The organism is Pigmentiphaga sp. GD03639 (assembly GCF_029845405.1).
GTDB classification, from domain to species: domain Bacteria; phylum Pseudomonadota; class Gammaproteobacteria; order Burkholderiales; family Burkholderiaceae_B; genus Pigmentiphaga; species Pigmentiphaga daeguensis.
In genome coordinates, this window is the sequence record NZ_JAOCLR010000049.1 from 1 (window position 1) to 22875 (window position 22875).

Annotated in this window: 20 protein-coding genes; 5 read left to right on the forward strand and 15 right to left on the reverse strand. The window is 65.2% G+C overall.

Going from position 1 to position 22875, the window contains the following annotated elements; all coding sequences use genetic code 11:
* The 5 genes from N5K27_RS27710 to N5K27_RS27730 all read right to left on the reverse strand — a co-directional run.
* The coding region (locus tag N5K27_RS27710) for a ParB family protein (protein WP_279820767.1) at positions 1-1522 on the reverse strand (1522 nt) is incomplete at its 3' end.
* Positions 1515-1763 (reverse strand): type II toxin-antitoxin system HicA family toxin, encoded by a 249-nt coding sequence (locus N5K27_RS27715; RefSeq protein ID WP_279820769.1) that lies wholly within the window; start codon positions 1761-1763, stop codon positions 1515-1517. The genes N5K27_RS27710 and N5K27_RS27715, both read right to left, overlap by 8 nt.
* Positions 1747-2613, reverse strand: a complete 867-nt coding sequence (locus N5K27_RS27720) for a ParA family protein (RefSeq protein ID WP_279820771.1) — start codon at positions 2611-2613, stop codon at positions 1747-1749. Before N5K27_RS27720 ends, N5K27_RS27715 begins: the two co-directional genes overlap by 17 nt.
* A gap of 41 nt (positions 2614-2654) precedes the next feature.
* Entirely contained in the window at positions 2655-2873 is a 219-nt protein-coding gene (locus N5K27_RS27725) for an AlpA family transcriptional regulator (protein WP_009461157.1), read from the reverse strand.
* A gap of 110 nt (positions 2874-2983) precedes the next feature.
* A complete protein-coding gene (locus tag N5K27_RS27730; protein ID WP_279820773.1) occupies positions 2984-3745 on the reverse strand; it encodes a hypothetical protein in 762 nt (253 codons plus the stop codon).
* A gap of 706 nt (positions 3746-4451) precedes the next feature.
* On the opposite strand from N5K27_RS27730, the gene N5K27_RS27735 reads away from it, so the two are divergent.
* Positions 4452-4859 carry a helix-turn-helix domain-containing protein gene (locus N5K27_RS27735; RefSeq protein ID WP_048939782.1) on the forward strand — a complete coding sequence of 136 codons (408 nt, stop codon included), beginning with the start codon at positions 4452-4454 and terminating at the stop codon, positions 4857-4859.
* On the forward strand, positions 4859-6103 hold the full coding sequence (locus tag N5K27_RS27740) for a type II toxin-antitoxin system HipA family toxin (protein ID WP_048939783.1): 1245 nt from the start codon (positions 4859-4861) through the stop codon (positions 6101-6103). Before N5K27_RS27735 ends, N5K27_RS27740 begins: the two co-directional genes overlap by 1 nt.
* Before the next feature lie 21 nt (positions 6104-6124).
* Here N5K27_RS27740 and N5K27_RS27745 read toward each other — a convergent pair whose 3' ends face one another.
* From N5K27_RS27745 to N5K27_RS27765, 5 genes are all read right to left on the reverse strand, one after another.
* Positions 6125-7330, reverse strand: coding sequence for a DUF3322 domain-containing protein (locus tag N5K27_RS27745; RefSeq protein ID WP_048939784.1), 1206 nt, complete (start codon positions 7328-7330; stop codon positions 6125-6127).
* Positions 7327-10704 carry an ATP-binding protein gene (locus N5K27_RS27750; protein ID WP_279820780.1) on the reverse strand — a complete coding sequence of 1126 codons (3378 nt, stop codon included), beginning with the start codon at positions 10702-10704 and terminating at the stop codon, positions 7327-7329. Before N5K27_RS27750 ends, N5K27_RS27745 begins: the two co-directional genes overlap by 4 nt.
* Positions 10701-11375: a DUF4194 domain-containing protein gene (locus N5K27_RS27755; RefSeq protein ID WP_279820782.1), complete on the reverse strand. Its 675-nt coding sequence runs from the start codon at positions 11373-11375 to the stop codon at positions 10701-10703. Before N5K27_RS27755 ends, N5K27_RS27750 begins: the two co-directional genes overlap by 4 nt.
* A 31-nt stretch (positions 11376-11406) precedes the next feature.
* The gene (locus tag N5K27_RS27760) at positions 11407-12882 is read right to left on the reverse strand and encodes a DUF3375 domain-containing protein (protein WP_251864627.1); all 1476 of its coding nucleotides are present in this window, start codon (positions 12880-12882) and stop codon (positions 11407-11409) included.
* 95 nt (positions 12883-12977) lie between these two features.
* Positions 12978-13589, reverse strand: a complete 612-nt coding sequence (locus tag N5K27_RS27765) for a type IV toxin-antitoxin system AbiEi family antitoxin domain-containing protein (RefSeq protein ID WP_048939786.1) — start codon at positions 13587-13589, stop codon at positions 12978-12980.
* Positions 13590-14068: 479 nt separating this feature from the next.
* Between N5K27_RS27765 and N5K27_RS27770 the strand changes: the two genes are divergently transcribed.
* On the forward strand, positions 14069-15922 hold the full coding sequence (locus N5K27_RS27770; RefSeq protein ID WP_023443867.1) for an integrase arm-type DNA-binding domain-containing protein: 1854 nt from the start codon (positions 14069-14071) through the stop codon (positions 15920-15922).
* A gap of 47 nt (positions 15923-15969) precedes the next feature.
* On the opposite strand, the gene N5K27_RS27775 is transcribed toward N5K27_RS27770, so the two are convergent.
* A complete protein-coding gene (locus tag N5K27_RS27775) occupies positions 15970-16596 on the reverse strand; it encodes a LysR substrate-binding domain-containing protein (RefSeq protein WP_025297658.1) in 627 nt (208 codons plus the stop codon).
* Positions 16597-16702: 106 nt separating this feature from the next.
* Here N5K27_RS27775 and N5K27_RS27780 point away from each other — a divergent pair, with 106 nt between their 5' ends.
* Positions 16703-17002 (forward strand): helix-turn-helix transcriptional regulator, encoded by a 300-nt coding sequence (locus N5K27_RS27780; RefSeq protein WP_003282197.1) that lies wholly within the window; start codon positions 16703-16705, stop codon positions 17000-17002.
* 26 nt (positions 17003-17028) lie between these two features.
* Here N5K27_RS27780 and mobH read toward each other — a convergent pair whose 3' ends face one another.
* The 3 genes from mobH to N5K27_RS27795 all read right to left on the reverse strand — a co-directional run bounded on the left by mobH (position 17029) and on the right by N5K27_RS27795 (position 20744).
* Complete coding sequence (mobH, locus tag N5K27_RS27785) at positions 17029-18870, reverse strand: MobH family relaxase (RefSeq protein WP_279820789.1); 1842 nt, start codon at positions 18868-18870, stop codon at positions 17029-17031.
* A gap of 202 nt (positions 18871-19072) precedes the next feature.
* A complete protein-coding gene (locus N5K27_RS27790) occupies positions 19073-19993 on the reverse strand; it encodes a nucleotidyl transferase AbiEii/AbiGii toxin family protein (protein ID WP_279820791.1) in 921 nt (306 codons plus the stop codon).
* Positions 19986-20744, reverse strand: coding sequence for a type IV toxin-antitoxin system AbiEi family antitoxin domain-containing protein (locus N5K27_RS27795; RefSeq protein WP_279820793.1), 759 nt, complete (start codon positions 20742-20744; stop codon positions 19986-19988). Before N5K27_RS27795 ends, N5K27_RS27790 begins: the two co-directional genes overlap by 8 nt.
* 222 nt (positions 20745-20966) lie before the next feature.
* Here N5K27_RS27795 and N5K27_RS27800 point away from each other — a divergent pair, with 222 nt between their 5' ends.
* Entirely contained in the window at positions 20967-21338 is a 372-nt protein-coding gene (locus tag N5K27_RS27800; protein WP_279820795.1) for a DUF3742 family protein, read from the forward strand.
* A gap of 7 nt (positions 21339-21345) precedes the next feature.
* On the opposite strand, the gene N5K27_RS27805 is transcribed toward N5K27_RS27800, so the two are convergent.
* Positions 21346-22869 (reverse strand): conjugal transfer protein TraG N-terminal domain-containing protein, encoded by a 1524-nt coding sequence (locus tag N5K27_RS27805; RefSeq protein ID WP_023115033.1) that lies wholly within the window; start codon positions 22867-22869, stop codon positions 21346-21348.
* Between the last annotated feature and the right edge of the window lie 6 nt (positions 22870-22875).

Genomic DNA, 22875 nt, shown 5'->3' on the forward strand with positions numbered 1-22875 from the left:
ACTCGTCGGCCAGCCGCGCGCGGTCCAATCCGTTCGCGGAGGGCGGAGCCGCACTCAGCACATGCAGCAGGGTCAGCACCGCCCGCGCGAACGCAGGCAGCGCCTTCGCCTGGCCTACGGCCGGTGCCACGCAGACGAAGCCGATGCCGCCGACGCTGGCCTCGATGTGGTCGGCGACCGCCGCTTCCTCGGCGATCTCGCGCGCAAACTGCGCAATGTGCACGCGCAGGCGATCCGGCGCGTCCAGCCCCGGCTCGATGTACCAGACGTCCGAGATGGGATAGAGCCCGCCGACCTGCACGGGGATCGCACGCAGCGCATCGGCCTCGAAGTCGGGCAACTTGTCGCCGAGTTGGTCCGCGACCATCCGTTGGATGGACTGCAGGCGCTCGGTGGTCGGTGCCGGTGTCACGATGTGCCCTTGCAGGCGCTCGTCGCGTGGTCCGTGCTGGTCCTCCGGCGCTTCGGGCGATGCAGGCGGTGTTGCTGCTGGCGCCGAAGGCGCGACCGGCGTGGTGTCGCGCGGCACAGACGAGGCGGGTGGCCGCTGAGGCTCGGAGACCGGTGCGGAAGTAGCAGCAGGCACGACAGGCGCTGCCGGAGGCGTCAGCGCCGCCGGTTCGCTGGTCAGCGCACGCTGGCGGCTTTCGCTGTCGTCGATCTCCAGCGCCAGCGTGTCGTAGTCCGTCTCCAGCAGTTCGGCCATCTGGCCCACCAACTCGTCCTGCACCCGCTGCGGCGAGAAGTCATCCGGCTGCGTGTCGAACCGCGTCAGCACATCCTGAAACAGCGTGGCGAAGTCCACGGCCACCGTGCGGCCCAGCGCACGCCGCTCCCAGGTGCGCTCGCACGCCTTGCGCAGTACCGCGATCCGTTCCACCTGATGTCGTCCCAGGCCGCCGTAGAGCAGGTTCGGTATCGCCGGCAGCAGGTAGCGCACCGCATCGTTCATGCGGCTGATGTGTGACTGCGGCACCGGATAGCCGTCGGCCGTCAGCCGCCGTGCGAGTTCGCTCTGTGACAGCGCCTGGCCGCTTTCTTGCTCGTAGAACTCGCGCGCCTTCTCGATGCCCAGGGCGCGCTCGATGAAGGTCAGCCCACCGCGCAGTTCGTTCTCGGCCAGGTGCCCGGTCAACGCCACGATTTCGCCGCGCGCCGGCCACGGGCGGAACAGGCACGCGATCCGGAAGAAGCGGTCTTCCTTGGTTTCGCTCCACAGTTCGCGCAGGATGGCGAGCCGCGTATTGCCACCGTTCCTGATGATGTAGTGCGCCTCGCCCGGCCGGCGGGTGATCGCGGGCGGTGCGTCCAGCCCGCGCTCGCGGATCGAGGCCTTGATTTCCTCGTAGGCCGGGTTGCGCGTCACGCGTGGGTCATGTTCATAGGGACGCAACTCGTCCAGCGTCACCACCATCGGCGTATCGGCGATGGGGTCGGTCAGGGCAGCGGCCGAAGGACCGCTGCGTTCGAAGCCGGTGGCCAGCAGCTTGGCGGCCATGTCCTGCGGCGTCGGATCAGCCATCGCTGCTCTCCCGAGATGCCGCCGGTGCTTGTCGAGCGGCGCGGCGAAGCTGCGCGCGAGCGTTGCGGCTGGCGCGATGATCGCTCGCGGTCGAACTGGTGTAGATCGCGGCGCAGCCGGGCTTGGTGAACATCAGGTGCCCACCGCGCGTGCGTTTCACGTGCCAGCCTTCGCCCAGCGCGAACTCGATCAGCGCGCGCAGCCGCGCATGGCCGCGGGCCAGTTCATGCGCTTTGGCCATGACTGGTTCCTTCTGCGTGACCTTTGCCGGTAACGCACGCGAAGCGCTCCCGCCATGCCGGGAACAACTCGCCAGCCAGCGCACGCATCGTCTCCAACGCCGCAGGTGCAGTGCGGCCCACCGGCTGCCGGTACTCGACGCGATGCACCGGCAGTCCTCGTGTTGCGGCACGTGGGTAGGCCTCGATGGCCGGGACGTCGGTGTTCAGGACCTGTATGCCAGCGTGCGCCTGGAAGACTTGTCGCAGGGCCTGCTGGATCAGTCGGGCGTTCGACGAAACCGGATGCACACGGTTGATGAGCAAGCGCAGCGGTGGCGGCTCGATGCCGAGGTGCCGATACGGAGCGATGTCCTCAATCAGTTGCAGCGTGCCGCGCCTCAGCTCACGCGCCGCCAGGATTTCCGGTGTCACCGGCGACAGCGCCAGGCTGGAGGCCAGTACCGCCATCTCCAGCAGCACACTGCGCGCTCCCTGGGTATCGATCAGCAGCAGGTCGTAGTGCGACGCCAGCGCGGGAAGCAGGTGACGCAGGCGCAGCCGCCCATCGGGTGCATGCAGCAGCAGTGTGTTCAGTTCGCCGCGGTGGTCATTCGACACCACCAGGTCGAGACCTGCCACAGCGGTCTGCGAAGCCAATTGCTCGATACGCTGCTCGTTGAAGGCCAGCATCTCGTAGATACCGGCAGGCGCATGCGTGCCGAGCGTGAAGTAGCTCGACAAGGTGGGCTGTACGTCCAGGTCCAGCAGCAGAACGCGCAGCCCCGCATCGGCGATGAAGCCGCCCAGGTTCGCTGCGGTGGTCGTCTTGCCGACGCCACCCTTGGTCGAAATGATGGATACCACCTGCATGGCGCGACTCCTCGTGGAAGGGATTCCGACGCAGCGCGGGCTCACGCCCGTTCCCTGAGGCGATCGGTGATCCACTGATCGATCTCCACCGAATCCCAGCCGATGGCGCGTACCCCGAGGCGCAGGGGCTTGGGAAACTTGCCCTCCTTGATCAGGTTGTAGATGTGGGCGCGCTTGAAGCCGGTCTTGGCCTCGACTTCCGCGCGGCGCAGGATGCGGTGTTCGTTCGGCGTCGCGGTGGCGATGGTCTGGGCAGTCACGAGGGGCACTCCTTGGCGCTGTGTAGCGGCGGTGATGGACGTGCCCCGTATTCAATAGCGCTGTTCCCGCGCAGTCACCGCAAGTGCAGGCTCGCCATCTGCACTTGCAGTCAGCGGTCCTGGGTGGCGAGATGACGCCTGGCTGCCGAAAACTTCGCCCACAGCGTTCGCTCGCTGATCCCGGACTTGTCGCCGTAATGGGCAACCAGCGCACTGATGACCGATTCCAGCGTCTCGAAGGACGAATAGGGAACGCCATTGGGCGACTTGCCCAACAGCAGGGTCAGAAGACCGCCAACGATGTTCAGGTAGGTGGACTCACTGCGGGCGCCCGGCATCCCGGAGCGCTTCTCGCGTTCCGCGCGTGCCTGGTGCTCCTGGCTGAGCGTCTGGAACTGGGCATAGAGCGCATCCCAGGCCTGCACCCTGTCGGCAAGCTGGAGCTTCAATGCCTCGCGATCCATGACCAGTGCCTGCACGGCATCGACACTGACGGCCGGATGCAGGTGACGCTCGAAGGCATCGAACAGGAAGGCCGGTCGCTGGTCGGGATAGAAGCGGATCATCCAGGCCTTCAGATCGACATGTCGGATCGTGAGGCTGGGGTCATCGAGCAAGGCGGGGTCGTTGCTCGTGATGCCGTCCTTGCCGTAGGGAAGGTCGAGATGCACCAGTGCGTCGTAGATCCGTTCCGCGTTCAGGCGAAGCTGTGGCCAGCGCGCCAGTTCGGGGTGCTCCGGCAAGCGGTTCATCCCCTTGGCGACATCGAGGATGCGACGCTCGAAACGCGACAGCCCTGCCCACTGGATGGCCGCCTCGATTGGGCGGTAGAAGACCTTGGCGTGGGCGCCGGAAGAAAATGACTTTCGCATGACTGCTCCCTGGTAACCGGATTCAGGACATCTGCTTCCCTCGTTGATTGGAATCGCTGCCGGGACGCGCCTTCACGGCGCGAGACGGTGGCGGCTTGGCTTGTGGGAAAGGCCGGAATGACGGATGTTCACCAGAGCAGCCGCCTGTCGATATGGCGCTTGTCCACCAGCACCGAGCCTCTGCGTGGCGGTATGCTTCAAGGGGTTGAACTGCACATGGCAGGATGGCTCGATACCGAGGTTTTGCTACAGACGCCATCGCGGCGAAAGACGGATTCGGTCTTCTTGCGTTCGAGTCTGGGCGTTACCGGCGTGCAAGACAGCGACGGTCTATCAGCAGACGCAGTGCGGGCGGAAACAGGTGTGGCGATGCCGCCTCGACGGAGTGCGGCGAGGTTTTGGGCAAGACGCGGGAGGTCTGCCCCCAGATCGACAAAGCATGACGCCCCGTTTCTCCCACTCGTGCGTAGGAACCGTTTGGTGGCTCCTGCGAACAATCGAGCGGTGACGAGGTGAGATCACCTGTCGGATTTCATCCGGTCCTGGTAGCCCGGCGATACCTCCTGCGAACAGGGCCGCTCGCAATGGAGTAGCGCGGTTACCAGAACTGCAAGGGCAGGCATGGACTGGGTTGACCGACCCCCATTTTTGCGTTCAAATATGAACGCTTATTTGAAAAATAAGCTCATATTTGAGGTTCTAAAAGATGTCTTCTTCCGAGCAAAAGCGCTCTGGTGCGCAGGTGGCGATGCCGCAGCCCGTCGCGCGTGCGCTGCGCCGCCTGGGGCAGGACATCTCGGCGGCGCGGCGCATGCGCCGCCTGAGCCAGGAAGACCTGGCGCAGCGCATCGGCACGTCCCTGAGCACCGTCAGGCGCATGGAGGATGGTTATCCCGGCACCGCGCTGCACACCTTCCTGCGCGCGCTGCACGTGCTGGGCCGGCTCGATGACCTGGCCCAGGCGATGACCCTGGAGAACGATGCGCTCGGCATGGAACTGGTGCGGGAGCAGTTGCCGCAGCGGGTACGCACCTCTGCCGGCAGGAAGCGGCAGGCAGCACCCGTTGACAAAGGCGATGCGCCCGCGCCTGCCGATGACCTGGAGGGCTTCTGATGGCAACGCATCGGCCTGCGCGACGCCCGGACCTCGAAGTCCACTTGGGGGCAAGTGGCTTGGTCGTGGGGCGCCTGCACTTGGGCAGCGGCCGGCGCAGCGCGTTCAGCTACGACGAAGGCTGGCTGCAGGATGTCCGGTTCTTCACGCTGTCGCCCGATCTCCAGCCGGTGGCCGGCGTGCAGCATCCCCGTCAGGTGTTCTTCCTCGCGCTGGAGGACACCGCGCCCGACGCCTGGGGCGAGCGTGTGATCCGGCGCGCCCATGCGAAGCTGCGGCAGGAAGACCGCGACACGCCTGCACTGGACCCGGTGGACTTCGTGATGTGGGTGGACGACGAGGCGCGCGTCGGCGCGCTGCGCCTGTTCGATCCGCAATCTCGCGCCTACCTGCGCGCCGGCGGAGCGAACCGGCACGTACCGCCACTGGTGGAACTGGACAAGGTGCTGCACGCGGCCCGCGCCCTGGAGGACGGAACGGAAAGCGCGCAGGATCTGCGCTACCTGCTGGGGCAAGGCACGTCGCTGGGTGGTGCCAGGCCGAAGTCCACGGTGCGGGACATCGATGGACGCCTGGCGGTCGGCAAGTTTCCCAGCCAGGCGGATCGGCGCGACGTGATCCGGGGCGAAGTGTTGGCCATGCAACTGGCGGCCAAGGCCGGCATCCGGGTGGCGCCGGCGCGCGTGGAAGTGATCGGCAGCACGGCGGTCGCCGTCATCCGGCGTTTCGACCGCACCGACGACGGCGCTCGCATCCCCTACGTGTCGGCCGCGACGATGCTCCAGTCCGATGGCCGCGATGCGACGCATGCCTACACCGAACTGGTGGATGTGCTGCTTCAGTCGGGCGCCGATCCGATCGCTGACATCCATGAGTTGTGGCGCCGGCTGGTCTTCAACTTCCTGATCTGCAACACCGACGATCACCTGCGCAACACCGGCTTCCTGTACGACGCACGCCAGCGCGGCTGGCGTCTGTCGCCGGCCTTCGACCTGAACCCGATGCCGGGCGACCGTCGCGAGAGCAAGACCTGGCTGACCGAGGACACTGGCGTCATCGATAGCCGGGACATGCTGATGGCCGCCGCGTCGTATTTCAGGCTGGATGCTGTGCAAGCGCAGGCGATCTGGAGTGAAGTGGCCCAGGCCGTGGCGGGCTGGCGCGCAGTGGCCCGGGGATTGGGCATGCGCGGTACCGACCTGCTGGATTTCGAGCCGGCGTTCGTCGAATCGACCACGCCCTGACGACATCGGCAGGACATACCGCTACGGCCGAGAATCGTCCTGGGCTGTTGTCGCCAACGCCGCGCATAGCCAGCGATAGCCGATGCGTTCCTGTTCCAGCCGCAGCTGTGGCCGGATTCGGTCATTACGCAAGTCGTCGTAGAGAGCTGCCTCCTCATCGACCAGTCGGGGCAAGGGCAACATATGGCGTTTGTCGAGGGGCTCCTCACCCCATTGGAGTGCGTGGGCCATCAGGGTAGAGCGGTCCATGAGGAACGAAGCGGCTAGCGGGAAATACTTGCGCAGGCTGTCCAGAATGGCAAAGCCATGGGTATCGATGTCTCCCCAATAGTGCAGAGAGGCGCGATGCAGCCAGTTGGCTCGGGCAAGCGCTCCCCAGCCATAGCCGGCACCGAACACGACGATGGCACCGGAGACCGGTGGGAACGCCAGGAAGTTCACCTCGTTTTCGGTGATGAAAACACGCTGCGCAGGCAGGGCGAGCGTGGCGAAGCTGTCCTCATCCAGGGTGATGTCGGTCAGTCCCGTGCAGCCGGGAAGCTGGAGCAGCTGCGGATCGAGCAAGCGCAGGCGGATGCGAACGGGCTTCTCCAGAAAGCCGTAGCGACGGGCAAACCCGGCCATCCCGGTTGCAGCAGGCTCGATGGCTTCAGTCGGCAAGGCCAGGTCCAGCCATTGGCCCAGTATGCCGCGATGCGCTTCGATGAACTTGCTGTCCACGCCCGGCGCGTCGACCTGCCGAAGATAGACGCCTGGGCGCGGATGGGCCTGCACCCAGGCTACCACGGCCAGCAGGCGCGGCCAGTGTTCGGCCAGTGCCAGGGTCTGCAACGGTGATCTGTGCAGCCATGGCAGCAGTGCGGGTTGCGCTTCGGCAGTTTGCTGCCAGAGTGCCTGGAACCGGCGGCCATCTCCGGTCTTGCCGATCATCGCCAGAGCGTCTTCCAGCGTATCGATCCAGAGCGTGTCCGGCAGGCGTTGCCGGCCCTGTACCCGGTGCGTCCACTCGCGCCACTCGATGCGCACGCGTGGCATGGCGCTGATATCGCGCACCCAGCCGCGCACGGCATCGAAACGGTTGCTGAGATCGGCAGCGGAAGGCGACTTGAGCGACAGCCGCAACGGCCAGCCCAGCGCGCCGTCACCGACCACGGCACGCAGCAACTCGCCGCGCTGCCACAGCCGTTCGATTTGCGCGCGAAGGTCGGCGGGCCGGCTCCATGTCATGCAGCGCCTCCCGTGGCGGCAGCCTTCTGTGCCCGGTATTCCTCGATGCTCAGGCTGCGCAGCCGCGACTCGCGGCCGCTTTCGTTGTGCACGAAGCCGACGCTGGACACGTAGGGCTCGATGATGTGGATCTTCTGCAGTGGCGTGATGATCAGCAGTTGCAGGTTGAGCTGGCGGAACAGTTCCAGCCCATACTGGGCCGACTCATCCGAGCCGCGCCCGAAGGCTTCGTCGATCACGACGAAACGGAACGAGCGCGAGCGCACCGCCCCCCATTCCAGGCCGAACTGGTAGGCCAGGCTGGCGGCCAGCACGGTATAGGCCAGCTTCTCCTTCTGCCCGCCGGATTTGCCGCCGGAGTCGGAATAGTGTTCGTGTTCGGCATCGTCCTCGCGCCAGCGCTCGCTGGCGGAAAACAGGAAGCCGTTGCGCACGTCGGTCACCTTCTGCATCCAGCGCCGGTCGACCTCGGCCAGCCCCTCGCGGCCGCGGAAGCGGTCGATGATGGCCTTGACCTGCAGGAACTTGGCCTCGGAATACTGCTCGTCTTCCGAGCCGCTCAGCGCGCCTTCGGTGCAGGCACGCAGATCCTGCAGGAAGTCGCGGATCTCCGCATCGGGGCTGGGTTGCGCCAGCAACCGGATGTAGCGTCCGGGGTTGTAGTCGATCACCTGCAAGGATTGGTTGATGGCATCGACCCGCTCCTTGATCGTTTCCCGCTCGCGCGCGAGCTGGGCGTTGAAGTTGGCGATCTCGTTGATGGTATTGACGTTGAGCAGCTCCTTGAAACGCGCCTCGAAGCGCGGCAGGTCGTCGCGCTGCAACTCGTTCATCAGGCGCTCGAACTCGGGCAGCGCGGCCAGGCTGATGTCGATCTCGGCGGTCTCTGCCTTGAAGGTCTCCTTGAAACCGCGCATGGCGTTGATGATGCGTTCGGTCAGGCGTGTCAGACGCTTGTCTTCGGCATCGATGCGCGCCTGCAAGCCGTTGCGCACGTCCTGTTCGCGGTTGTCGCAGGATTCCACCGTGAGCTGGTGGTCGCCCAGGACTTCGGCGCGCCAGCCCTCAAGGGTTTGCAGCAACTTGTCGTCAAGTGCGGCTTGCGCCTGGATTTCGAGAGCCTGTGCGTGCTGTGCCAAGGCAGTTTCGTGCTTGCTGCGGATTTCTCCGCGCTTGCCTTGGGCCTCGCCAAGATCGCCTTCGATCTCCTTCAGGCGTTCGACGACCTGCGCCAGTTGGCTTTCCAGTTCCCGCAGGGTATCGGAGGCCGCCTTGAGGCGGTCGCGTTCCTCGGTCAGGCGGGCCATCTCGCGCGCCGGCGCCTGCCAGTCGATCTCGCTGTAGCGGGTGAAGACTTCGAGCTTGGCCAAAGCTTCCAGTTGCGCCTGGCATTGCCCGCGCAATCGCTGCGCGTCGGCAATGCGCAGACCGATATCGCCCATTCGCTGTTCCAGGCCCTCGCGTTCGTCACGCAAGGTGCGCAACTTGTCGGCGTTGCTCCAGCCCAGCACGTAGCGGCTGCGATCGTCGATGCGGCGGCGGTCGTCCTTTTCGTGGCGCCCGCTCGGGTCCTTGATCTGTCCGGCGCGGGTGATGGCGCGGGTCTCGCGGCGAAACTGCTCGGTGCTGTCGCAGCAGGCCAGGTCGAAGCGATGGTGCAGTTCGCGTTCCAGCCAGTCGTAGTGCGGCGTGTCGGGCTTGATGAGCAGCTTGCGCACCAGCGACTGGGGGTGCAGGCTGACGGCCTGCGTGGACTTGCGTGCACGCACGTGGAAGTACACCAGTCGCGTGCCAAGGTGCTGGCGCTCCACCCAATCGGCCACGTCCTTGTAGTGCGCATCCGGCACCAGCAGGGACAGGCCGAAGCCATGCAGCAGGCGTTCGGCCGCGCCCTCCCAGTCGCGCTCGTCCTCGCGCACCTGGATCAGTTCACCGGCAAAGGGCAGGTCTTCCTCGGCGATGGACAAAGCGGCGCACAGGGCTTCGCGGATGCGCACCTGCGCCGCATCGATATTGCTTTTGCGACGCGCAAGGCTGTCGATCTCGTCGCTGAGCGCTTTGTGTTCTTCCTGACCCCGTCGCAGCGCATATCCGTCTTCATTGATCTGCGTATCGTGGTCCGCAATGCTTGTGCGCAGCGCTTCGGCGTGTTCTCCGATGGTGGATCTTTGTGTCATGAAAGCAGCTTCGTCTCCCGGCGCTGCTTCTCCAATGCGCGTCAATAGCGTGGTGTAGGCGTCCGCTTTCTCCTGCCGTTGCTGTTTCTCTGCCTCCTGCTGCTGAATGGCGGCAGCGAGTTGTTGCAGTCGGTCGCCGCCGTTCTCGCGCAGTGCGCCTTCGAGCTTCCCCTGCTCGATTCGGGCGTTGTCTCGTTGCTCTCCCAGTTGCTTGATGCGGGCATCCCAGCGCATCGCATCCTGAGTCAACAATTCCAGGCGCCTCTCCAGCAATGCTGCCTTCAAGCCGGCGAAGTATGGGCGCAGTGCATCGCGTCCTTCGCGCAGCGCCTGGATCTCGGCAGCTATCTGCCCGTGGCGACGGCCATCCTCCATCAGCGGCGTCAACAGCTCGATCTGGCGCTTGGCCTTGAGTACCGACTGGTGGGCGCGATCGAGGTCATCGAAATGGCCGAGCAGTGCCTCGACTCGGCTGCCCACGTCGAACGGTTCGAGCATGTGGCTGCGCACGAAGTCGGTCAGGTTGCCAACCGATTTCATGGAAACCGTCTGATGGAACAGTTCCAGCGCCTGCTCGTGCTCGATGCCGAAGCGGCGGCGGAACCAGGCGCCGTAGGGCGGGAAGCTGTCGTTCAGTTCGCAGCCCATCGCGCGCAACTTCTTGCGCAGGCCGTTGATGTCGCTGCCGAATCCGGAAAAGTGCTCGGTGATGGACAGTTCCCGCTCTGCCGTGACGAACAAGCGCGCCGGCTGGCCCTGCGGTTCGCGAAACCAGAAGACTTGCGCCAACGTGACCGCCTGGCCGTAGCCTTCGTTGCGGAAGACACCCAGGATCACGCTGTAGCTGGTGGTGTCGCGCAGCGCCACCGGGCGAGCGCTGCCGGTGGCTTCGTTGCGTTCGCTCTTGTAGTGGCCCAGCACGTAGGATCGCAATGATCGCTCACGCGTTTCGGCGCCCGCAGCCTTGTTGTAGGCGATACGCTGCGCCGGCACCAGCAGGGTGGTGACGGCATCGACCAGGGTGGATTTGCCCGAACCGATGTCGCCGGTCAGCAGGCCGTTACGCCCATCGAGCTCATGGCGCCAGACGCGCCGGTCGAATGTGCCCCAGTTCAGGACTTCCAGCCGCTGCAGGCGAAAGCCGACGCGGCTGTCGTCGGCCACGAAATCGAGCTGCTGTGGCGAAAAATCGTTCATCGGCCGGCTTCCTTGTCGCGATCGCCACCTGACAACGCGGTGCGATAACCCTCCAGGCGCGCATCGAAGTCGGCCAGCCACTGCGCATCGACGAACGCCTTGAGGATGCGCCGCACCTCGTAGCGGGGTGCCTGCTGACTTGCACCGGCAGCGGGCTTGAGCTTGCGCAGATAGCCCAGTTCCACCACCTTGGTGATGGTCGAATCGACCTGGTCGATGAGGCGCGCCTCGTTGGTGCCGTCCGGCAGGAACACGCGCATCAGTTCGGCGATCTCCTCGCGCGACAGCACCAGCCGGGTATCGCCGCCGCCGGCGTCGGATTCGGCCAGGCGCTTGCGCAGCAAGGCCAGCATCAGGCTGACCGGATAGGACAGCGGCCGTCGTGCGATCAGGCGTGGCAGGCGAGGTGTGGCGTCCGCATGCTCCGGCTCCGGCTGGCTTTTGAGGAAGGCGTAGCCCTCGGCTTCGTCCAGCACCAGATCCAGCAACAACACCGCCGCCTGCTCCCGTACACGCGCCTGCAGGTTCAGCAGACTGGCCCATAGGCGCTCGTCGTCCTGGCGGTACAACACGCTTTTGAGCAAATGCACCATCAGTTGCGAGAGTTCCGCTACCACGGGCGGGCGCGATTCGGCACTGCCTTCTGGATCATCCTGATGCATATCGTTCATGGGTCTTTGCTCTGTCCGTCGCAGCTTGCATTCAGCGCGTAAAGATCACGCGCGGCATTCGCGCCCGCCGTCGTACCGTCGAGCCATCGCTGTCCTGCATGGCCCATTCGACGATCTCCTGCGCATCGTCATCCACCGTGGCCCTGAGGCCATCCAGCCCGCGGTTTCCCGCGTGGGCCAGTTCCAGCCAGGTGACCAGTTCGGCCAATCCCTGTTGCAGCGGCTGAGTCTCCAGCAACGCGCGCAAGCTGATCTGCGACTGTTGCCGCAATGCCTGCCGCAGGGCCTCACGCAAGCGGGCCTTGTCCACGACGTGCTGGTCGAACAGGCGTGCGGTGTCGATGTCGTCGTCCTCGCCGGATTCAAGTATCAGTTCCGCCAGGCGTGGCTTGGCATGGAGCGCAAACAGGGGGCGTTCCTGCGGCAAGGCGATGTCCGCGCCCATCTCGTCGAGGAGCATCACTTCGCCGGCCGGTGGCGTGTCGCGCAATGCAAGCGCCTTGATCTCGATGCTGCGCAACAGTTCGAGGATGCGACGGTTTTCCTGGAAGGCCCGGTCATCCAGGAAGCGGCGCAGTTGCTGCGACAACTGCGCCACCGTGCGTTGGGTATGTTCGCCCGCTTCCAGCCAATCGTGGTGAACCCGGCGGGTGCGCGGCTCCGGCTTGAGCGCGGCCACGGCAGGCAGGCCGAGGACTTGGTCGAGCCGTGCGGACAGTTCTTCCTGGCGACGGCTGGACATCAGGAAATCCCAGAACGCACGGAAGCTGCGCCCCTGGTCGGAATCTCCGATGGCATCGCGCTCGCCCATGACTTCGTCGAGCAAAGCCCCCTTGCTGCCGTCCCACAACGCGATTTTCTCGCGGACGCTGCGGTCGAGCTGGCGGAAATTGTGCTCCACCTGACGGAAGTCGCTCAGCAGTTCGCGCGCCAGTTGCTGAAATTGCAGGAAGCGATCCTTGATGGCCGTGTCATCCATGAGCGGCACATCGCCGGACAGGACGCGTCCGATCTCGGCATCGATCTCGTCGCGCTTGCGACGAAGTTCCTCCAGGCGCCTGGCTGGATCAGCCTGGCTTCCGGTGCTGATCTGCTCCAGCAGCGCGAACAAGGTCAGCAGGCGCGATTCGGTACCGACGAAAGGCCGCTCAGTCAGCGACACCAGCCAGGCGATGGCCTTTTCCGTGGCAGGGGTAAGGTCGAACTGGGCCTCGTCGGTGCCGGGCTTGTAGAACTTGCGCAGCCAGCCCTTGTCTGGCGCGCACCAGTCATTCAGGTATTCGGTTGCGGCTTTCGGATACACCTCGGCGCCGAGGGCTTCGCGCAGGGCAAACAACTCGTCTTCCAGCATCTCGGCCAGATCCGCTTCGCTCGTCACCCGCACGTTCGGCGCGACGAACACCCGGTACAGGAAGCTTGCCACCAATGGCGCATGTGGCGAGGCCAGCAATCGCCATGCAGGATGCCGATCGCGGTATGTCGTGAGTGTGAGGTGGTCCAGTGCCATGATGGGCTGCCTATTCGAGCCGTTCGCTGACAACGACGTCTCGATCCAAATGTACGGATCGGCTCGCCCAGAAAGCGCGAATCAAGGCGGCGTGGTCACTCATGCGAAACCGCCTCCAGGTAAGGGCGCATGACATTTGCGACCCGACAGACCTTGGCATGGCGCCATAGGTCATCGGCTGAAGCCTTGCGTGTCTTCCAGGCAGCCTTCAGCGCCTCGATGGCCACGTCCAGGCCGATCCGGTTGCGGTGCTTGAAGCAGTCCGCTACGGTTTTTGCGGCACTGTAGACCCGCAGTCTGGCGCCATCGCGTTCGTGCTCATCGATGCCCGAGGCATAGGCATCACCCGCCATCTGCACCATCTTGATCAGCGGATGCTCGATACGCGGGGTGTGGCTGCCACGAGGCATGGCAATCCAGACCTGGCGAGGCCGTTGCGTGGTCAGTTCGTGGAACTGGAGTGCCGTCAGCAAGCAGAACACGGCCTTGGGAACCTTGACTGCAATCGTGGCGAGGTCCTCGTGCGCGGACATGGGGTTGCCCGGCAAACGGTAGAGGCCGCGCCCGACACGCTCCAATTGCCCGGATGTGGACAGACGTGTCAGCACCACCCGCGGCGCGCCGATGGTGTCCAAGTCGCTGGTGCGCAGGAAGCCCTGCTCGTGGAGCAGGGCAAGAGCGCGATGGGCATGTGAGGATCTTTCCATCGCTCCAAAGATGTTCCTTGATTTCGTTGATCTTATACATCAAACGATAGAATGAAACACGTCTGCCTGGAGCGCGTGTTGATGACGGACCGTGAATGTCAGCAAACAAATGCGGACAGGATCTGGTTGCCGACGCGGTACGCCCGGTACATAATCTGGCCTGATTCCGTAGCGCCAACGGAATAAACCCGTTATCAATCAACGATTTGAGTGCGGCGTGATGTTCCCTTCACCCGCTCCACTGCATCATTCTGCGGACTTCCGCAGAAGTCCAAGAGAGTCTGCAAGTCGTTGCCACACAAGGACTTTTCCTCTCTTTGACGTTCTGCCGCGGTCCACTGCGATCCATCTACAGCCGGGACTTTTAAGTCCACAAACAAGTCCATTTTTGCGGGCGCGGCTGATTCCGGATTGTTGATGGAGGGGCGAGGTCGACGTGACCAGCATCTGGTTCCTGACTCATGTTCAGGAGCAAGAGCATGGCACTCTCAGACCTGGCCGTTCGGCAGGCCAAGGCAACTGGCAAGGCATACACCCTCCCTGACTTGGATGGCCTCTCCCTGGCCGTCACGGCTGCAGGGGGCAGGACTTGGCACTTCCGCTACTACTGGGCGGGCAAGCAGAAGCGGATGTCGCTCGGCACCTACCCGGAGGTGACGCTTCGCGAGGCCCGCAGCCTGCGCGACGAAGCGCGCGCCCTGCTGGCCAAAGGCACCAATCCTCGCGTTCACCGCAAGCAGAAGCGCACCGCTGTCCGGCTCGCCGACGAAAACACCTTCGAGGCGGTGTATCGCAAGTGGCTCAAGCATCGCGGGCTCAGCCTCAAGGAAGGCCGGCAGACGACCCTTTCGATACTTCCGCGCATCTTCGACAAGGATGTGCTGCCCGCCTTGGGCAAGCGGTCGGTCTATGAGATCAAGCGTCCCGACCTATTGGAGGTGATCGCCAAGATCGAGAAGCGCAAGGCGCTCTCCGTCGCCGAGAAAGTCAGGACGTGGTTCAACCAACTGTTCCGCTACGCGCTGGTGATCGTGCCGGGCCTGGAGCAGAACCCTGCCTCCGATCTCGATGTGGTGGCGCTGCCGCTGCCACCCGTCAACCACAACCCGTTCCTGCGCATGGCCGAGCTGCCGAAGCTGTTGCAGAGGCTGCGCAGCTATCGCGGCAGGCGGCAGACCCAGCTCGGGCTGCGGCTATTGCTGCTGACCGGCGTGCGAACCGGCGAGCTGCGACAGGCGACGCCGGATCAATTCGATCTGGACCGCGGGCTGTGGATCATCCCGCCCGACGTCGTGAAGCAACTCCAGTTGGATATGCGCAAGAAGCGGCAGCAGCCAAAGGACATCCCGCCCTACATCGTGCCGCTGTCGATTCAGGCCATGGAGATCGTCCGGCACCTGCTGGATGAGTTCAAGCCGGCCCAGCGCCACCTGTTCCGACACGACAGCGACTTGAAGAAGCGCATCAGCGAGAACACGCTCAATGGTGCGCTCAAACGCATGGGCTATCAGGAACGCCTGACCGGACACGGTATCCGCGGCACGATGTCCACTGCGCTCAACGAGATCGGCTACCCGAAGGTCTGGGTGGATGCACAGCTCTCGCATGTCGATCCCAACAAGGTCAGCGCGACCTACAACCATGCCGAGTACGTGGAGCAGCGTCGCCGCATGATGCAGGACTGGGCCGATCGGCTCGACCTCTTCGAGCAGAACCAGGTCGAGGCGGCCAGCATGCCGCTCACCGTGCATCTGGAAGGCGTTCCCGCGTTCCCGAATGAGCAAACCGCAAGCGCACCCTCCACGCCGGTTGCCGCTTCGCCAATCCTGCTCGTGACGAAGCCCGGCGACGCCATGCCGTTGGTTTCTGCCGCCGCACATCGGCTGCCGGCGGTTCCGCCCCCTCGATCGGCCGCGCCGCTGGTGCCTTCGGACATTCAGCGCGAGAGGATGGAGCTGTTCGATGTCTTCGAGGCGCCGCACAACCTTCCCGTCGCTGCGTTTGCGAAGATGGCGGGCAAGTCCCGCAGGTGGATCAGCTACGAGATCAAGGCGGGCAACTTGCTGGCGTTGAACGTGGGCAACCGCGGCCAGCGGGTGCCGGACTGGCACCTCGACCCACTCAAGCACGAGCTGATCCAGTCCGTCCTCAAGCTGACCAGGGGTGCGGACCCTTGGCAGATCTACCATGCACTGCTGCAGCCGCGCTCGATGCTGCGGGGGCGTTCGGCACTGGAGGGCGTGACGGCCAGCAATCTCGACAAGCTCGTCATGGCAGTGAGCACAGCCGTGAAGGAAAGCGAATGGACCCCGCCGCGAGTCGGGGTCGCCTAGCAGCAGGAATGCGGGATCGTGGCGAAACCGCGATTCCCGCGCGTCTGTCAGGACACCAGGCGCGCGCGGCGGGCGAATCTTGCCTGGGTGTCCGACAAGGAAGCATCGCGGCGGAGCAGGTAAGCCATCACGATCGTTGGTGCGCCGGCCAGCGGCCGCACGGCGATGCCTCGGCGTAGGTAGCTCGCCAGTCTCGCGGCAGGCGCAATGGCGATCCCGTACCCGGCGGCAACCAGCGTCATCGCCACATCGAATGTCTCCACCGTTTGCTCTCGCTCTTGCAGCGCGTTTTCGAACACACGCTGCACGGTCATGCGCCATGGTTCATCGGCCGTGGACTGCGAGCAGATCAAGGGCTGCTTGAGCACTTCCTGGCACGGCACTTCACGGTAGGCCAGCAAGTGGGAGCGCTTGGCCACGGCGACCGCCAGCGTGTCATACCACAGCGGTTCGCATACCCAGCCAGGCCACTGCCGGGCAACCGCAGACAAGGCGAAGTCGAAGCCGTCGTCCGGCATCTCCGCGCCTCGACCGGGATCTGTCCAGCCGGCCAGGACGGCATGGGTCTCCGGCTCTTCGGCACGCTGCATGGCGAGCACGTCGGCGAGCTGGGGAGGCACCCATTCGCCGAGGACGGCCATGCGAATTTCGGCGGTGATGTCACTCGATTCCACGTCCAGCTCCCCCCAGGCGGTGAACTCGTGGCAACTGATCTCGAAGCCGTTGAATGAGTTAAGTTTAACGTGGTTTAAATCGTGACCGTGTTCGACGCTCTTGGCAATGCCAAAGCGTTCGATCCAAAGGGGCCGCCCCACCGGCACCACTACCTACGAAGCGGAACCAGCCATCGCGTTTGGGGCTGCCGTGCGGGAAGAAAGAACCAACCAGGGCATCGCTCAGGAAACGCTGGCCCACATGGCCGGCATCGAACGGTCGCACATGGGCAAGATCGAGCGCGGCGAGCATGTCCCCACGCTCCCTCTCATCCTCAAGATTGCCCGTGCGCTGAAATGCAGTTCCGCCCACTTGATGACTCTGACCGAAGCCAAGCTGGCAGAGTCGGCCCCATCCGCAGATTGAAGCCGGCCCGCACAGCGGTCGCATGACTACGCCTGATCGTCGTCCTTGCCCCCAAGGGCTGAATCTTCGCGCTTTGCGGCCTCGTTGACGAGCCGCAGGTATGGGTTGTCTGGCGGCGTCGCCTGGAACAGCGCATCCGGGCTGGCGAGCAGGTAGCCGTGCAGCCGGCGCGACTTGCGCGGCCCCGTGACTTCGCAGGTCCAGATGTTCAGCCCGCTCGGCTGCTTGCGGTGCTGTCCCAGCTTCTCGAAGCGCTTCTGTACCCACTGCCACCCCTCCAGCTTCTCCTGCTTGGCCAGCGCGGCGACTTGAAGGTACTCCTGCGCGTAGCGCTGGAACACGCCGGGGCTGACGAGGTAGGTCGTACCGGCGACGGTATGCACCAGGGCCTTGGCGTCGTTGATGATGAGCTTGCGCGTCTGGATGCTCTGACGCAGCCAGGCCATGAAGTGCGCCCCGGAGGGCTCCGCGCGATCCTGGGAAGGCGCGAGGCCCATCTGCGGCGGGGGCACGGTCGAAGGGGCCGGCTCGGGCTCGGCCTCGGCGATCTCCGGCGCTGTGGATGGAGCAGTGTCGCCCAGCAGGTCGAGCAGCGCGGCCACGCCGGTGTCCGTGGCTGCGGATGCGATCGGCGCCGTGCTCGCGGGTGCAGCTTCGGTGCCTTCCACGCGCGGCCCATCGGCCACCGCCGGCGCCAGCGGCGGCGGCTCCGCCTGTTCCTCTTCGACCTGCACACGGCCTGCGAACGGCGCCGGCCGGTCGACGGCATCCCAGATCATCGCTGGCGAGAGTTTCAGGAAGGTGAATGCGTGCGACCAGCCCGCGTCGCTGGTGACGGTAGCCTTCCAGATCGCCATGCCATCCGGCGTCGGTTGCACGATGCCGTGATCCTGCAGCACGTTGAACACCGCCGTATTGCTGGCCGGGATGCCGTCGATGCCCTGTGACAGCAGATGTGCGCGCAGCTTGTCGGAGACGGTCTTGCTCACCAGCCACAAGGCGTCCTGGGTCAGCCAACCGTCCGCCGGGCCGGCCTGGTTCAACTTGAACGCTTCCTTGAGCAGGTAGCGCAAGCCGTCGAGCAATTTGCGTTGCAGCGCATGCTTGGGCGCCGCCAGCGCCTTGCTGGGATCGCCGCCGAGTTCCTGGGCGACCGATGCCTGGTCGGCCTGCACGACCAGCTCGCCGAGCGTGCCGGCATGCTCGTACTGGCCGGCCAGCACGTACAGCAGCGCGGCCCAGAGGTCGGGATAGCCGCTGAGCCAGTCGAAGATGTCCCGATCGAGAAGGCGCGCGTAGAGCAGCCCGGTGGCGGCGCTGTGCAGGCGGTACTCGCGCTCCTTTCGGTAACGGAAGCGGTAGGGCTTTCGCAGCGGGCCGTGCCAGGGATGCCAGACGCTGCCGTCGGCATGTTCGACGTGCAGATCGACCGCAATCTTGCCGATGTCGTGCAGCAGGGCCGCGTAGGCCGTGCCTGCGGTCCAGGCTTCGGCCTGGGCCGCCTGTGCCTCCGGCGTGACGCCCGCAGGCAGCAGGTATGACTGCCGCAGCTTCAGCGCATAGGCGACGATCTCCAGGCCGTGGTCCAGCATGCCGCCCGGATAGGCGTGGTGGTGGTTCTCGGAGGCCGGGAACTGCTGGACCAGCTCGGCGTAGCGCTCCAGTGGGGCGAGGTAGAGCGTGGCGAACTGCCGGCGCGAGAGCGATGTGCGCTGCCAGATGTGTTCCAGCAGTTTCTGCCGGCGCGGCGTGGCCAGCAGCGATGCGGCCGACTCCGGCCGCATCGACCCTTTCGGAGTTTCGATGGCGGAGGTGGGCGGCGTGCCGGCGGTGGGTGGCACCCGTTTGCGCTGGAACAGCGAGAGCATGACGAACCCCGGATGACGGGCTGCTCGGGGCGCCTTTTGGCCTTTTCAGGATAGGGCCTTTCCCCTTGGCACCCTTCCTTTGCCCCTTCCCAGCCCTTTGGCCTTTGTCGGAAGCCTTTGGGTATAGGGCCGCTGCTGCGCGGGTGCCACGATGAATGCGGCATGGGGCAATCCCGGCAAGTGGGGCGCTGCGGGACGTTCGTCAGCTCTGGCCCAAGCCGGTGTCGAGGGCGGCGGATTGCGCTGCGAAGTCGTCGGGACGGCGCTTGCGGAAGGTTTCGAGATTGGCGAGCTTCCAGCGCAGTGCCGGCAGTTGAGCGGCGTGTTGGCATTGCACCAGCGACCAGTCCGGTTCTGCGCGCACCAGCCCGCTCAGAAACTGCTTGTGAGCGGTGCTCAGTCGCTGTGGCAGCTCGCGCCGCACCCTGGCGCGAGCTTCGAGCAGTGTCTCCAGGGAGCAGTCCACTTCGGTCATGCCGACAAAGGCCCGCTCGTACTCGCCGGCGATGTCCTTGTCGTTGCCGAACAGCACTTCGTGGGGCGGCCGGTTGTGGCCCGCCAGATAGATCACGAAGCACTCGACCATGCCGTCGCTGATGTCGCCCGATTCGTAGAGCTGCCACACGTCGAACAGGTCGCGGGGGTGCTGCCGATCCAGCGCGGCCACCAGCTTGCTGGCGTACAGCTCGTCCGGTGCCAGAACCGGCAGCTCGAACTCGACGCCGAACAGATCGCTGGTCTTTGCGCTCAGCGGCCGCCGCTCGACGGGCAGCACGCTGCCGCGGAACACGACGTTGACCTCGATCTTCACCTGGCTGGCGTCGTTCTCGACGATCAGCTTGGTGTCTCCCAGGTCCTTGGCGCGAACCAGGCGTGTCTGCACGCCCAGTGGCGCAACGCGCGCGGCGATGGCGGCCAGCTCCTGGTTGATGGCTTGCAGCGCTTCGTCGCGCGGCGTCTGCCACGGGAGGTACACCACGTCGATGTCCACCGACAGGCGCGGCATGTCCCGCACGAAGAGGTTGATGGCCGTGCCGCCCTTCATGGCGAAGATGTCGTTGGCGAACACGTCGGGCGCGACGGCCAGCAGCAGGCGAACGGTGTCCGCGTAGGTCTTATCCATGAGGTCTCAGGCTCAGCAAGGTGCCGTCATCGAGCCGGCTCATCCAGCGCGTGTTGCTGCCGGTGCGAACCGGGTACTGCTCCAGCAGGGCATCGACGTCCACGAGGCTGGTCTCGCGCGCCCAGGTCAGGAACAGGCGCACGGCCTTCACGCTGGCGCAGCAGGACAGCAGTTGCCCGAGCAAGTCCTTGCGGGGGGAACGCAGTCCATCGAAGAGGTTGCGGGCCTCTTCGAGGCTCTGCTTGACGCCGGCTTCGTACAGCAGCTCCAGCACGGCACGCTCGGGGGCTGCCACCCGCAGATCCTCGGGCAGGCCAGGCGGCGTGGTCAGGGTCTTGCCGGCCAGCGCCGTGTCCGGCCAGTCGAACAGGCGGGCGTGGACGTAGCGGGCCGGAAAGCGCGAAGTGAACCAGGCCGGCAACGCGAAGCGACCGTCGCCCCACAGCACCAGCGCCTCCCGGCTGCCCAGGTTGTGCCGCACCCCCTGCAGGGCCAGGGCGCTCTTGCCGCCGACGTGCAGGCCGGGCACGCGCTGTTGCAGGAACTTCAGCGCACCGTAGACCCCGAACTCATCGTTCGGGAAGGCATAGACGCCATGGGCCAGGCGCACGAGCCACCCGCCGTCGGCATAGTGGGCGGCGAGCTGGGGCGACACCCCGAACTGGCTCAGGGTGGCAAGGTCGAACGGCGCCCCGCGGGGGAGTCCCGCCTGCAGTCGCTTGATTACCTGGTGCCGAGAATGTCCATCCATGTTATAAAAATAACACAGAATCCAATCGACCCCTAGAGCCATTGCAAGAACGCGCAGGGAAAGTAGCATAAGGTTTGATTTATCGTGCAGAATCTAATCGACCTGCGGACCGAGCCACCCGGCTCTGCCGGCCGCAACCCGCCCTCCTGATCGCGGTCTATGCTGGAGGGCAGGCCACGGCCGGCCGCTCCGCGAGGTGAGGCACCACTGAAGCCGAGGCATATGAGCATGACCACCAACATGCACAACGGGCGCTGGAGCCACCGGCTGGGCCGGGGAGCTGGCCGTGCCTGGCGTGGATACCTGCGCCGTGAGCAGCGTGTCGCCAGCTGGCTGGTGACGCGCGGCGTGCCCGCGGGCGCGGCGACGGCGGTGCTCTGGATCGTCAAGCTCGCCGTGCTCGGTGCGCTGCTCTACTCCGCGTTCTGGCTGGCCCTGCTGCTTGCCTTTGCGGTGACTGCTGCATGGCTCGTGCAGCACGACGACTCTGATCAAGAGGAACCGCAACCCGAGTGGAGGGAAGGCCCCAACGGCTTCGGGCTTTATGACAAGAGCGACTGGCGCATCGACCCGCATGTGACCGACGACGACTGAACGGCGGTCACTTCTTCGATACGGCGCTCATTGCCATACCAGCGCCACGCCCCCCAGCGCCCTTGGCGTCCGAGGTGGCGGTGGACAACCCCTGCACGATATTTCCCGTGCGAACGCCTGCCCAAGCCAATGCCATGACCCAAAACGTCGGCAGCACGATGAACATCATCGCCATGACGAAGTTGAGCAGCATGTCGCCAAAGGCGTTGTTCAAGCCGATCAGCGGATCGAAGTTCGTGTGCGGCCTGTCGGCGCCAAACCCCCAGCCGTAGAGCGCGTCCAGGATCGTGCTGTCGATCCAGCGCGCGAGCTGGAACCAGAAGTCCACGAAGAACAGCGCGAACTGGACGCAGCTCACCGTCACCACCGTCTTCAGGTCGTAGGTGCCGATCAGCAGCACCAGCGGGATGCAGATGACGAGCGCCATCTTGAGCATCGTCAGCACCATCGGCAGCGCCTGGCGCACCACGTCCATCGCCGGAAAGAAGCCCAGCGAGCCGACGGTCAGCCCCAGGTCGCTCGCGCCGCGCGTGACGATGTTCGGCAGCGTCTTGTCGATCTGGCCGCCGTAATCGGTGTAGACGGCGCCCTGGTTCATCTTCTGCTGCCGCGGTGAGACGACGGCGCGGATCACCGAGTCATTGACCTCGCTCTGCGACAGGAAGCCCACCCAGCGCCCGATGCGGGTCAGCAGGTCCGGGTCGACCTGTGCCAGCAGCCGGCTGCGCAGTCCCTGGCCGCCATCGGCCCACCACTGCCGGCAGGACGGATAGCCGCCGCCGCTGTCCACCTGTGCCAGCCCCGCATCGCGGGTCGCGTCGTAGGGCCAGGCCGTGCGTGGGGTCCTGGCGCGATAGGTGTCATAGAAGCCGGGCGTGTCGAGGAAGTAACTCGACCCGATCCAGGTGACGTCGTTCATCTGCTCGTCGGAGAGCGTCGGCCGGTTCATGAACAGCTTGGCGCGCGACGGCCCGTAGCAGTCGTGCGTGAAGTCGGCGACCTCCTGTGCCAGCACCGGATCGTCGATGCGCGTGGCATCCACATCCATGCGAATCTGACGCAGGTCCGTGCCGCAGGGAATCGCCGCCACCGCGGAGCCCGTCACGGCTTTCGACAGCGCGTGCATGAAGAACCACCACACCGGCACCAGCGCGCTCTGGTCGTTGAGCGCCGTGTAGACGTTGGACCAGCCCGTGTCGTTGGGCAGCGGGACACTGACCTGGCATTGCGCGGAGCGCGTGGTGTCGAACCTGATCGTGGCGAGATCCACCGGGATGAACGGGATGCCGGCGAACATGATGACCACGATCGCCACCCACACCCGGTTCTCGATGCGCATCGACGACAGCACGCCCTTGTTGCCTTCGTCCGCACCTTCGCTGCGGGCCTTGAGCCACTCCTGGATCACGATGGCCACGAACGGCAGCGCGAACACGCCGCTGGCCACGAGAATGCTCCAGATGCCGTTGTTGACCACCCAAGCCACCAGGGTCAGGTAATACTCCAGGTAGTCCGTGGTGTAGAGCGTCATGCCTGC